Annotated in this window: 10 protein-coding genes; 1 reads left to right on the top strand and 9 read right to left on the bottom strand. The window is 58.1% G+C overall.

The genetic code is table 11. The features are described 5' to 3' along the window. Positions 1-127: 127 nt before the first annotated feature. Positions 128-1,210, top strand: a complete 1,083-nt coding sequence (locus tag ACWJKU_RS05750) for a glycosyltransferase family 4 protein (protein WP_454146650.1) — start codon at positions 128-130, stop codon at positions 1,208-1,210. 47 nt (positions 1,211-1,257) lie between these two features. On the opposite strand, the gene ACWJKU_RS05745 is transcribed toward ACWJKU_RS05750, so the two are convergent. The 9 genes from ACWJKU_RS05745 to ACWJKU_RS05705 form a co-directional block, all read right to left on the bottom strand. Continuing rightward, positions 1,258-2,637 (bottom strand): putative O-glycosylation ligase, exosortase A system-associated, encoded by a 1,380-nt coding sequence (locus tag ACWJKU_RS05745; RefSeq protein WP_454146648.1) that lies wholly within the window; start codon positions 2,635-2,637, stop codon positions 1,258-1,260. Positions 2,638-2,687: 50 nt separating this feature from the next. Next, positions 2,688-3,776 carry a glycosyltransferase family 4 protein gene (locus ACWJKU_RS05740; protein ID WP_454146646.1) on the bottom strand — a complete coding sequence of 363 codons (1,089 nt, stop codon included), beginning with the start codon at positions 3,774-3,776 and terminating at the stop codon, positions 2,688-2,690. Positions 3,777-3,989: 213 nt separating this feature from the next. After that, a complete protein-coding gene (locus ACWJKU_RS05735; RefSeq protein WP_454146644.1) occupies positions 3,990-5,198 on the bottom strand; it encodes a TIGR04063 family PEP-CTERM/XrtA system glycosyltransferase in 1,209 nt (402 codons plus the stop codon). 21 nt (positions 5,199-5,219) lie between these two features. Then, positions 5,220-7,109, bottom strand: a complete 1,890-nt coding sequence (locus tag ACWJKU_RS05730; RefSeq protein WP_454146642.1) for an XrtA/PEP-CTERM system amidotransferase — start codon at positions 7,107-7,109, stop codon at positions 5,220-5,222. Between the two features lie 12 nt (positions 7,110-7,121). Then, positions 7,122-8,264 carry a TIGR03088 family PEP-CTERM/XrtA system glycosyltransferase gene (locus ACWJKU_RS05725; protein ID WP_454146640.1) on the bottom strand — a complete coding sequence of 381 codons (1,143 nt, stop codon included), beginning with the start codon at positions 8,262-8,264 and terminating at the stop codon, positions 7,122-7,124. Between the two features lie 3 nt (positions 8,265-8,267). Further along, positions 8,268-9,842: an exosortase A gene (gene xrtA / locus ACWJKU_RS05720; protein WP_454146638.1), complete on the bottom strand. Its 1,575-nt coding sequence runs from the start codon at positions 9,840-9,842 to the stop codon at positions 8,268-8,270. Further along, positions 9,839-11,035: a TIGR03087 family PEP-CTERM/XrtA system glycosyltransferase gene (locus tag ACWJKU_RS05715; RefSeq protein ID WP_454146636.1), complete on the bottom strand. Its 1,197-nt coding sequence runs from the start codon at positions 11,033-11,035 to the stop codon at positions 9,839-9,841. The genes xrtA and ACWJKU_RS05715 overlap by 4 nt, the downstream gene beginning before the upstream one ends. A gap of 17 nt (positions 11,036-11,052) precedes the next feature. Next, positions 11,053-12,075: a FemAB family XrtA/PEP-CTERM system-associated protein gene (locus ACWJKU_RS05710; protein ID WP_454146634.1), complete on the bottom strand. Its 1,023-nt coding sequence runs from the start codon at positions 12,073-12,075 to the stop codon at positions 11,053-11,055. Positions 12,076-12,093: 18 nt separating this feature from the next. Next, the gene (locus tag ACWJKU_RS05705) at positions 12,094-12,963 is read right to left on the bottom strand and encodes an XrtA system polysaccharide deacetylase (RefSeq protein WP_454146632.1); all 870 of its coding nucleotides are present in this window, start codon (positions 12,961-12,963) and stop codon (positions 12,094-12,096) included. Between the last annotated feature and the right edge of the window lie 197 nt (positions 12,964-13,160).

Raw genomic sequence — 13,160 nt, 5'->3', positions numbered from 1 at the left:
CCTTCAAAACGCCCGCTCCCTTTGGAAGAGAGTCTTGGGAGAAGGGCCGGGGATGAGGGCTTTTCAGGTCGTTTCCGACGGCCGGATTTAAGTTCATAAGTTCATCGTCTTTTAGCGAAATCCCGACATGAAAAAAACTATCGCTTTCATGGCAGTCAGCGCCGGAGATTGGGGCGGGGCGAGCCGGTATTTGTCCGTTTTAATCAAAAAGCTGAATCGCGAGGTATACCGGCCGGTCTTACTGTTTCAAAAACAGGGGCCCTTGCTCGAAGAACTCGACGATTTGGGAATCGAATACGTCATTTGCCCGGAGCGCGAATTCGGCAGCATAGGGCAATACGGATTGTCCGTTCTTGGGGCGGCCAGGCTATTCAAACAAAAAAAAATCGATGTCATCCACATGAATTATTTCGGGTGGCGTCCCGCGGAGGTTATCGCGGCCAAAATGCTCGGCATACCGGTACTGGCCCACATGCATGTAGTACACACGGATCCGCCGCCGTTTCTCAAACATGTCCGTGCGCTCATCGCCAATTCCGAATACACCAAAGACCACTCGTTCCCGCAGATTCGAGGCTACGACAAGCGAGTCGTATATTGCTCCGTAGAACTGGAGCGCTATGACAGGGCAACCGGCATACGGGATGAACTCGGCCTGTCCGCCGACGATATGATCGTCAGTTTCATCGGCCAGATTAAAAAGATAAAGGGTATCGATTTATTCATCAAAATGGCCGACCGGCTCAAATCGACCCGTGCGAGGTTCCTGATAGCGGGCAAGTGCCGGGATCCGGATTATGCGGAAGACAGACTGCTGGCAGACATCTCGGGCAACGAAAGAATCCGGTACCTGGGATATCGCAGCGATATTCAAAACATCTATAAATCGTCCGATATCATTGTCATGCCGTCGCAATGGGATGAGCCTTTTGGCCTCATCAATATCGAAGCCGGCGCGTGTCGAAAACCGATCGTGGCCACTCGGGTCGGCGGCATTCCGGAAATCATCGGCCACGGAGAAAACGGTTATTTGGTCGAAAGGGACGACCTCGACGGGTTGGTAAAACATACCCGACGACTCATCGACGATGCTTCGCTCAGGCGGCAACTGGGCGAAAACGGAAGAGCCGTTGTCGAAGCCCGATTTACCGATGCGCCGGTCAGGCTGTTAGAAGGTATTTACGACGAATTTGCCGAAGGCCGAACCTGAATCGGGGCCGTGTCGGCCGACGGATTCCGTAACATCGCGGCGCCCGGCTACAGCGAGCGATTGCGTTTTTGCCGGACCGGTCGAATGCCGGTCAGCGATGTCGGGTTCACCTTGGCAGAACGGCGTACGAAGGATGGCGCTTCCGAACGCACCTTCGAGGCTTGTTCCTCGTCATTGACGGAGGTTTCTTTTTGCTCCAGGAGCACCCGCCTGCTCAAGACGATGATGGCAATCACATTGTAATAAAGGTCGAAATAAGCCAGGCCGAGAAATGCGCCGGCAACGGCATAACCCACCAGGCTCACCTGTAGCATGGAGCACAAATCCACCAGCCATTTGTTCGTTTCGGATTTCTTCGCCTCGCGAATGACCGACGACGCGGTGCGCCAGGCCAAAAACGCTATGAGCAGGAAAAGGAATAGCCCGATGAAACCGTGCTCGCCGAGAATTTCAAAATAAATGCTGTGGGCATCGTGCCGGTCGGCTGGATTCGGCGCATAGAGGAAAAACGATAAAGGGATGTTGAAACACTCGTATCCGCCGCCGAGCACGCGATCCTTGGCAAGATTGACGGCCATGTGCCAGGCATTGATCCGCCCCATTGCGGAGCTATCCTGCTCATAGGTTTTGATCGTGGACATGCGCGCATGCCAGCTTTCCGGCATGAATGAGATGATCGACGGGATCGCGATCGCCATGACGATCACCAGAAGCCCCTTTTTACGGCTCTTGGCAATCAAAAACAACACCATCGCCGCCAAACCGACGAGCGCTCCCCGGGATTGGGTGCCCACGATCGAAATCAGGCAAAGCACGATCGTCAATCCCAACCCTTGCCTTAGCCAGGCATAAGGCGTGATCAATTGCAGGTAACGCAGCAAGGGGACGGTCATGATCAGCGCGAGGCCGATTTCGTTGTTCCCGTAGATGAAGCTGCCCTCAGGGCCGTACACCGCATAGGCGCCACCGGTCAGAACGGTAAAAATCCCGCCCTTGAAGCCGTAAAAACCGAGCGAAAGAGCGATGATCCACATCATGGCATTGATGCGCCAGCGCGTCGTCATCAGCATCATGACGACGAAGGTCATCAATTGAATTTTCCAGACCTTGTCCCATTGTCGCCATGCCAGCTCCGGATTCATGGCAAACAGAGTGGTCACGAACATCCATGCGGTAAAGAGCATGAGTACGATCGTCACCGGCATCCAGGGGATTTTTTTGGGCTCTCTCCAGATCAACAGGCCGAACAGAATGGCCAGCGCCGTAATTAACGCGAACGGAAAATCGTGCGCGAACTGCCACGAGAGCTTGTGGGGGTTCATGTAGGAAAGCCAGCACCACAAGAGAATCCCGATATCCGGACGAACCAATATCTTGGGCAGCAGCCCGAATACCACGACGGTAACGAAAATATCCCTTAATGGCATGTCATTCCGGCTTCATGATCGGGTTGAACGGCATTGAAAGCGCCCGCGCATCACTTGCATAGCTGCGCGTAAGCGCTGGTCCATAATTCGCGAATCGACGGCCAGCTATATCGTTCCGCCTGGATAAGTCCCTGCTCGACAAGTCTCCGGCGAAACCGATGATCGTCCAAAATGCGCAGGGCGGCGTCCGCCATTGCTCCGGGTTGCTCCGGCTTCACCAGCAAGGCGGTTTCCTTGTCTTTGACTATCAATGGAATACCCCCCACATCCGTACTGACGATCGGCACGCCGCAGGCCAGCGCTTCCAACAGGGAATTGGGCATGTTATCGGCCAGGCTGGGATTCAGCATCAAGTCCGCCGTCCGGAACAGATTCGCCATCTCATCCCGGTCGAGATTGCCGCTGAACCGGACCTCACGATCGAGGCCGAGTTCCCGGGCGAGTTGCCGAAGGCGGGCGAGTTCGGGTCCCGTTCCCGCTATAGTCATGCGCGCCGAAGGGTAGCGATCCTTGATATGCGCAAACGCCCTGATCGCGGTGGCATTGTCGTAGAGGCGCTCCAAATGGCGCGCCACCACGATGTGAATCGGATCTTCCGGTTTCCGGGCAAGAGACGGAGTTCCCGGAAAAAAACGATCCCTGTCGACGATGTTCGGGATGATTTCGCAAGAAATACCGAATTTGCCGAACACGCGCTGCAAGAATTCGGAAGGAACGATGATTTTCGCCGCTCTCGCCAGGCTCGGACGCACCCAGCGGAATGACCGATCGAAGAATTCCTCGGCCTGTCCGCCTCGGTAATTGACCACTACCGGCTTGCCGCACAAATGGCCTGTCCAAATTGCCGGAGCCGCGAACAGGTGCCACGACCAGCCCGAATTGGCCATGACGTGAAACAGATCGACCCGGGAAGCCACTCGGCGAAGGCGCAAGACATAAAAGAACAAGCGCAGAAGTGCCCGGACTCCCTTGATCCGCCCGATCCAGGCCGAGGGATAAGGTGCGTTGACCTGAACTTCCTCGACCCAAATTCCCTGCTGGCGCAGCAATCGGGCCAACTGCGCCGTTTGCCCCGCCATTCCGCCCGCCGGCGGCGGCCAGGGTCCGATCATGGCGATGCGAAGACGTGTCTCTTCCATAGCCTTTATCCTAAATCCGGCCGTCGGAAACGACCTGAAAAGCCCTCATCCCCCGCCCTTCTCCCAAGACCCTCTCTCAAAGGGAGCGGGCGTTTTGAAAGTCGGGCGAAGGCGTTTGGCCCCTCGCCCTCCGGGAGCGGGGTTGGGGTGAGGGCCTGCGACGGCCGGCGCGGCATGGCGGTCATTTCGGCGATTCGACTGTGGTTTTTAGGTTTATCGGTTTTTCAAAAGCGGCCCATACACCGACTGATAGGCCGCAACGCTTTGCTTCCACTGGCGCTCGCTTTCGACATAACGCCGGGCCGCTTCCTTTACCGGCTGCCAGGTTTCAGGACGATCCAGGATTCGCAAGACTTGCCGCGCCAGATCTTCGCTGTCGCCGGACCTGAACAACCATCCGGTCTCCCCGTCCCGTATCAGCTCTCGATGGCCTCCGACATCGGACGCCATGACCAATCGGCCTTGCGCCATCGCCTCGAGCGGCTTGAGCGGCGTAACCAGTTCGGTCAAGCGCATCGAGTATCTCGGATAGACGAAGATATCCACCTGATCGTAATAGCGCTGCACCTTGTCGTGAGGCACACGGCCCACCAGAATCACTTGTCGGTCTACGCCGAGTTGCTCGGCAAGCTGCCTGATGCCGGACTCCTGCGGCCCGCCGCCGACGAGCAGCACGCGAACGTCCGGTTTGCGCTCGAGAATGCGCGGCAGCGCGCTCAACAGCAGAGACAAACCCTCATAGGCATAGAAGGAACCGATGAAGCCCAGGACGATTTTGCCGTCCAGCCCCAACTCCTTGCGCAAGGTTTCGTCGGGAGGGCAAGCGAACGGGAAGCGGGTTACGTCGACGGCGTTCGGGATGACGGTAACCTTCTCGGCCGGCATGCCGCGACCGATGATCTCTCGCCTCAGTCCTTCGCAAATCGTGGTTACGGCACTGGCGCGCTTGAACACATACGTTTCCAATGCGCGAGTTGCCCGATATCGGAGTCCTCCGTCGCGGCTGGTTCCGTGATCGACCGCCGCATCCTCCCAAAAAGCCCGGCACTCATAAACTACCGGCAACGAATACCACTGCGCGACGCGAAGTGCGGCAAGACCGTTCAAGGCCGGCGAGTGCGCGTGGAGAATGTCGGGCCTCACTTCTTCGACGACCTCGCCCAAGCGTTTGGCGAGACCGTCGACCACCGCCAACTGCCTGAAGAGCGGCAAACCGCCATACCAGCAAGTGGGCTGAGGCGTGCGGAAAAAGCGGAACCCGTCCACCTCTTCGACGAGCACGTCCGAAACCTTGTGCTTGGCCGAGGTGATGTGAAAGGTTTCGAATCCCAAAGCCCGCTGCTGCTCCAGAATGGCGCGCGTGCGAAAGGTATAGCCGCTATGCAGGGGTATGGAGTGGTCCAGAATATGAAGAATACGCATCGTTGTCAGCCATTGTTCCATTCACGCATGACGGCGTAAAAAAGAATCGTACATCAGGAGCGACCATAATCCGGCGCTGTAGTCGCGAAGCCCCGCCTGGTGTCGATCGAGCATCGTCTTGAGAAAATCCATGTTAAACGTCCCGGATTCAGCCAGGCGCGAGCCCATGACGGCATCTCTCACCGTTTGTTTCAAGGGCCCCCTGAACCAGCCGGCCAAAGGCACGGCGAAGCCCATTTTCGAGCGGTAAAGGGTGTCGCCGGGCAGGTACGGTTCCAAAGATTTTTTAAAGAGATATTTTCCCTCTCGCCCTTTCAACTTGAACTCCGGCGGCAATCCGGAAATCCATTCCACCAGTTTGTGATCCAGCAGCGGAACCCGAACTTCCAGGGCATGAGCCATGCTCGCGCGGTCGACTTTGGTCAGAATGTCGCCGGGAAGATAAGTCTTCATGTCCAGATATTGAACCAGCGACAGCGGATGGTCGGTCGGAGCCTTTTCCGCAGAGCCGCGCAAAACGTTTACGGCGTTATAGCCTTGTAAACCGCGCTTGAAGGTTTCGCTGAAAAGGCCCTTCCTGATGTCGTCGGACAGGATCGAAACGCTGTGGAAGTAGCCTTCCACGGAATCCCTGGCCAGAGCTTCCAGAGTCGATTTGGCTCTGAAGATTTTCGGCGCCCAGTCGGCTTTGGGATAAACCCGGCCGGCCGCGCCGAAAAGCGGACGCCGGATGCCCAGGGGCAGTAACGAGCGGATGCGCTCCTCATAGGCATGCCAGCGATAACGGCGGTAACCCGCAAGATTTTCGTCCCCGCCGTCTCCCGACAAGGCGACGGTCACTTCTTTCCGCGCCAATTCGCAGACCCGATAAGTCGGCAAGGCCGAGCTGTCGGCGTAAGGCTCGTCGTATAAATCCGCAAGCCGGTCGATGAGCGAAAAATCGTCCGGGTCGACTTGCTCCACCCGGTGCCGCGTACGGTAGCGCTCGGCGACCATTTGCGCGTATTGGCTTTCGTTGAAGGCCGGATCGCCGAACGAAATGGAGCAGGTATTGACCGGGTCGGCGGAAAGCCCGGCCATCATCGCCACGACGGCGCTCGAATCGACGCCGCCCGAGAGGAAAGCTCCCAGCGGCACGTCGGCCACGAGACGGATGCGGACGGCCTCGCGCACGCGTTCGACCAGCTCTTCCCGGGCCTGCCGTTCGGTGATTCCGGACTGGACGGCGAACGGCACGTCCCAATAGCGCTCGGGGACACACTTCGGCTCGCCGCGCCTGAGCGTGAGCCGGAATCCCGGAGGCAGCTTCCGAACGCCGGAGAAAATGCTCTTGGGATCGGGCACGTAACCGTAGGCGAAATAATCTTCAACCGCCGTTGGGTCGATCTCGCGCGGAAGCTCCGGATGTTTCAGCAGGGCCTTCAATTCCGAGCCGAAAATAAACTGTCCGGTAGGAAGATCGGCGTAATACAGCGGCTTTATGCCGAGACGATCGCGCGCCAGGAACAGGATTTCTCGCGGGCGGTCCCAGACGGCGAAAGCGAACATCCCGCGAAATCGGTCGACGCAGGACTCCCCCCAGGCTTCCCAGGCATACACGATGACTTCGGTATCGCAATGGGTTTGGAACGCGAAGCCCAGGGCCTCGAGATCGCGGCGAATCTCGAGGAAATTGTAGATCTCGCCGTTGTAAGTCACGGCCACCGTACCGTCTCGATTGAACAGCGGCTGCCGGCCGCTCGAAAGGTCGATTATGGAGAGGCGCCGATGGCCGAATCCCAAGCCGGGTTCGGTGTGCAAGCCCCCCTCATCGGGTCCCCGATGATGTTGGCTTTCGTTCATGCGGCCGAGCAGTTCGCGGTCGATGTCTTGCCGCCCGAACCTGTCGAAAATGCCAACGATTCCACACATAGTCTCTATTCCTCAATGCCTCGTGCCCAATAACTCGTCGTAAACTTCAAGATAGCGGCCGACCATGCCGTCAAGGCTAAAGAACTCCCTCACCCTTTCGAGCCCTGCCCTGCCGTGAGCCGAAATCGTCCCGCGATCGTCCAGATACGCCACCAACGCCTCCGCCATAGCCCCGGGATCTCGTGGCGGCACCAGGGTTCCCGTGACACCGTCCGCGACCAGCTCGGAATTGCCGCCGACATCGGTGGCGACGATCGGAAGCCCCGTGGCCATGGCTTCCAGAATCGTGTTCGAAATGCCTTCCGCTTGCGACGGGAGCACGAAGATATCGAGCCCTCTCAGGATGTCGGCGATATCCGAACGCTCGCCGGGCATCCAGGCCAGTTGGGCCATGCCGGCCGTCTCCAGCAAATCGCGGGCCTCGGCGCGCAAGGGCCCGTCTCCCACCAGAACCAAGCGCACGTACTCCCGAAGATCGGCGCGGCGGTCGAGCAGACTCACGAAGGCTTTCGCCAGCGTGATCTGGTCTTTCACGCCATGCATGCGGCCGACGGTGCCGACGAGGATCTGCCCGCCCCGATTCGGGAAAGGGCATCCGGGTATCGATCGCCGACCGTCGGGCGCCGGATGAAATACCGCCGTATCGACGCCATTGCAGATGCGGGTGATTCTTTCGTCCGGAATCTTGATTTTTTCGCGAAGATAGCGTTCCAGATGCCGCGACAGCGGGACATAGCGATGTACGAAGAGCTTAAAAAACCGGCGCAGCCACTGGTATTTGCGATTGTTCCCGTCCGGGTCGAAAACGTCCCATCCATGTTCGCCGTGGACCCGATGGGGAACGCCCGCCATCCAGGCCGGCAGTTGACATTCCAGGGCGGCCAGATTGCGGGTGTGGACGATGGCGGGCTCGAACTGGCGCAGCAATTTGTACAACCGCCCGTGAACCGCCCAATCCTGGCCCTCGCGGCGGTGTAACTCGTAAACCGGGACGCCCTGTTTCAACCGTCTGCCGAACTCGGTCGAATCCTTGAGACAGATGACGGCGTGGCGATACCGGTCCGAGGGGGTCCGGTTGATCAAATTCACCAAACCGTTTTCCAGACCGCCGACACCGAGGCGATAGATGACATGGACTACCAGCGGGGAACTCATCGTCTACGGCTCGGCAGCTTGTTTCAGGCTTTGCTCCACCGATGGCAACATGGCATCCATGAAGCGCTGAAGCGTCTCGGAGGCATCCTCGAGATTTTCTTCATATTCGGTAACGACGACGATTGCCGCGCCGTCGCGGATGGTTCCCAGCAATTTATCCTTGGCTTCGAGCAACTTGCCGAGGTAATCGTTTGCCGTATAGCGCCCCGATACCCAGTTCCAGCGCCAGGTCAGCAGTTTCTGGTCCGGGGAATTGAGGCGCCCTTGCCACACGGTGACGGGCTGGCCGTTCAACAGAATCTCGATCGGCTTTTCTTCCGGCATTTTCCAGACGGGATGCTTCTGCCGAATCAAAATGTTTTGCGAATTGATGAGTTCCGCCCCCTGCTCCTGGCTGCGATAGTACATGACATACAAACCGACTCTGCGGGAGCCGTCGTCAAAAAATGTCTTGACTTTCGCATCCGATCCTACATAGGAGGGCTCCCATTCCGTCAGGGATGCCGTCGACTGCCAAGCGCCGGCGGGCTGCGGCGCCTGCAACCGAACCGGAACATTGCGCTCATTCATCAGTTCGTCGATATGCGCGGCCCACGCCGGCCAAAGCGCGGCCAGGCCCAGCGCGGCGACGGCGCTCTTCGCGAGCCGGTTCGCGCCGCCCCGACCGGCTCGCGGCGCGGCGCCCGCAGAAGGGCGGCCGATGCCGTCCGCTTCGGGTTCGCTCCAGAACGAGCCGATCCAGAACATCATCAGCATCACAAAGCCGAAAAACACCCAGCCGTAGATGAAATGATCGACCCCGAGAGCCAGTTTCATGTCGCTTAAATGGGCAATCATGACGATCATATAGGCGCGGAGACCGTTGGCGATCACCGGGAAAACCAGGGCCATGATGACGAAAGCCGCTCTCCGGATCGACGAGCGATAGGTCAGGTAGGCGTAAAGGCATCCCAACGTGATCGACGCAATGAGATAGCGCAGTCCGCTGCACCCTTCCACGACCGACCAATCTCCGCTGGGAATGCTGAAAAACGTTCCTTCCCGATAGACCGGAATGCCCGTGAGCCGCAGCATCATCACCGTAAAATCCGCGGTGAAATCCATCATGGGCGGAATCAGAAACTCACCGATCGGCACGGAAAGCAGAAGAAACCCGAGCGGAAACGCCAGTTCGGCAAATATGGGCCAGCCGAGCATCATCCAGCAAAGGAGCGGAATCATTCCGACAAACGCTAGCTGCTCGCCCACTTGAATATCGGCGATGTGCGCCATGAGCCATGCCAGCCCGAGAAAAAACAGCAGCGGCAAAGCCCGATAGTCGGGTTTCGGGGAAAGAGGAATCACCCGTAGCCGACGCCGCCAGATCAGCCAAATGCTGATCGGAAAAATCAAGAAGCCGTGGGCAAAAGTCTCCGAACGCCACCAGATGGCGACCATCGACCATAAGGTCGAATGATAAATGCCCAGCAGCGCCAGGATGGACGAGACCGTCAATCCCAATGCGACAGGCCATTCCAGGGACACATCGGGCGCATTCCTGCCTGTCGCGCCCGGCAATGGCTCATGACTCGTTTTCATATGGAATTCAGCAAAGCCTCCAAGCGATAAAGACTGTTTTCCCAAGCATAGCGCCGCACGACAAATGCCCTGTTCCTCTCGGATCTAAACGGCAGCGCATCGACGCGAAGGGTGCGCAAGATGGCGTCTGTCCATTCCCGGGAAGTTTCCGCAACGGAAAGATCCAGGGGTTCCTCGACTTCGATGCCTTCCATCGCCGCCTTGGTGGAAACGATGGATTTGCCCATCGCCATGGCCTCCAGCACTTTGTTCTGAATTCCCCTCGCGATCCGCAGGGGCGTCACCGCGCATCGGGCATGCTTCAGGAAAGGCCGAACGTCGTGAACCGCCCCGGTTACCGTCACGCCCTCGATACGGGCGAGATTCCGGACCGCCTCGGCAGGACGCGCGCCGACGATATAAAACCGCGCGGAATCCATTTGGCGGCGGATTTCCGGAAATATCTCGTGCGCAAACCAAGTAACCGCGTCGATATTGGCCCAATAATCCATCGCCCCGGTGAACACCATGACATGCTCGCCGGGCGAATAAGGATCGGCGTAATCCGCCCGATCCGAGAAGTAAGCCGTGTCGACGCCGTTTTCGAGACCGAGAATCCGATCTTTCGCTTCAGGGGCAAGTTCTTTGAACAAGTCCGCCTCGCTGTCCGACACGAATAGGGAATAATCGAACGAATTCGCGATTCCACGGTCGTAGGCGGCCAGATACTCGGCTTCCCGCCGGTAAATCCAATTCACCGGCCACGATTTTTTGGCCGCGTACTGCCGCCATTTGTCGGAATCGACGTCGACGAAATCGATGAGCCGCGGCAGAGAATCGATCCCGCCGACATATTGGGCCATTGCCGACGAAAACACCAAAACGGCATGGAGCGGACGCGCATTCAAAAGGCCGTTTACCCAGCGGCTCATGCGAGCGTCGGAGTAATAAGGCACGGTCAAAGGGAGTCGCGCCGCCAATCCCTTGAGGCTCTTCAGCTTGGCTCGCCCTGGATGCAGAGAAAGCAGACAGGTTTCCCCGCAGAATGCCTTAACCTCGGCCGCATGGCACCAGTCGTTCGGATCGTCCACGAACGCGCCGAGATGAACCCGATAAGACTCCGATAAAAACTTGAGCCAATGAAAGGATCGTATCTTGTCTCCCTTGTTCGGCGGATAGGGAATTCTGTGAGCGAGGAACAAAATCTCCTTCATATGCGGCGCCGCGACGTTCAGCCGAGGCTGCGGGAAAGCCAGGGGCCCACCAGATTGCTGACCGGCAAAGGCAGACGCTGCCAGGCCGCGATAAAGTATCGATATTTCGGGTTGAGCGGATTGATTTCGGGCACCGCCTTGGCTTTCACCAGCTCATACTCGTAAGCCAGCGGCTCGGGCTCGAACCCCCAGTGAGTCTTGAACCGGTAGGAGCCGGTGCCTTCCTTGCTTCTGCCGTAGTCGAACACCCTCACGCCTTTTTCCGCCGCGCGCCGCATGACCTCCCAATACATGAAGTCGTTGCCTTTGAGTTCCCTGGCTTCTTCGGTGCCTCCGCCATAATAGGGGAGCACTTCGTCACGAAAATAAAAACTCATCACGCTGGCGATGACGCGCCCCTGATGCTCGACGCTGAGGATTTCACAGGAATCGCCGAATACTTCTTTCAGGATGGCGAAATAGCGTTTCGGAAATACCGGTGTCCCGAGATTGCGGACGCTCTCGGCATAAGCGCCGAAAAACCGGTCCACGCCGGGATCGACGACGCTGCCCAAGCCGGCCGCAATGCCTTTTCGGATCATCGCGCGCTGTTTGCGCGGGACAGCGGCAAGATTTTTTTCAGGGTCGGGATCGAGATTCTTGCGAAATGTGACGTACAGCGATTTGCCGGGCCGGCCGGATCCATGCGACTTCATGTTGCGAAGCTCCAGATAATCCACCCCGAGCTCCCGCGCCAGTTCGCAGGCCGCCCGCTCCAACGCCTTGCGCGCCGCATCCGATTCCGTGGCGGCGCCGCCGTACACGCAAAACGGATTCGATATCAGCGCATTGCCGAACAAGAAGCTTTTGACGTGGCCGAGCGGTAATACGCCGACTATCCGGCCCTCTTCTTCCGCAAAGAGATAGTGCGTCTTGTGGCCGAAAGCGCGTTCGATCGCCGTCTGCCATCCGGCTCGATGGAAAAAGCTCGCTTCCGTGCAGCCATCCACGAACCGATCCCAATCCAACCTGCGGCTATCATCTAATCGCTTGATTTCCATGCAATGTTCCGATCCGGATTAATTGTGGTGCGAAGACAGAAACACATGCGCCATCGTATTCCAGCGAAATTCCCGCAGCAGACGGCGCAGGCGCGATTCGGTCCGAGAAAGGTTCAAATAATGGCGGAACCGGGTTTTGAGACTGATGCCGCGCTGCCTCGGCTGATCCGGATCGATTTCCCAGGGATGAAAATAAAAGACGCAGGATTGCCCGTCTTGCCGATTCACTCGCTCGATGGCCCAGTGGGAAACCGGATAGGGCAGCAACCGAAAATAGCCTCCGCCGCCGCACGGCCATTTCTTGTTCCCCAATTCGACCGTAGTTACGGGTATTTCCAGCAGCCCGTCCGGCCGGCACGGCCGGAACGCGAACCGGGGCGCTTCCGGCATGCCGTACAAGTCATGCTTTACCGGATAAATGCTGGAGCTGTAACCGAACCCGGATTCCTCCAGAATCCGCAAGGCCCAGAGATTTTTAGAACCGATCGAATAACTGGCCGCGCGGTATCCAAGAACCGGCACTCCGCCGATGTCTTCGAGCAAATGCTTGGCGCGCAAAACGTCCTCCCGAAACTCGTCGGGAGTCTGCCGAGTCGCTCGCACGTGACTGTAGCCGTGGCAAGCCAGTTCGTGACCCGCCTCTACTATCCGTTTGACGAGCGCCGGATACCGCTCGGCGACCCATCCCAGCGTGAAAAAAGTGGCCTGCACTTCCGTTTCGGCAAAGAGCTGAAGTATCCGATCGGTATTCCTCTCGACGCGACAGGGCAATTCGTCCCATTTGCTCCGCTCGATATAGGGCTCAAATGCCGATACATGGAAATAGTCTTCAACATCCACCGTCATCGCATTGACGATGGAATTGCCAACCGACGATGGATTAGCCAAGAATGCCCTCCCAAGCTGCACGAACGGTGCGTATTGAGTAATCGTTTTTACTGATAGTCAAAAAAGTCCCCCGCCCTCCGGGAAGGACGGCTACGGCTCTCCAATCGCAAACGGCCTGGCCGGGAGCGCCGGCCAGCCCCTTCCCAGGATGACCGTTTGCGATCGAGAGGGTTGGGGCGAGGGCGATTCGCAGTCGT

Source organism: Methylocaldum sp. MU1018 (assembly GCF_053646775.1).
This window is presented reverse-complemented; position numbering and strand designations above follow the sequence as displayed.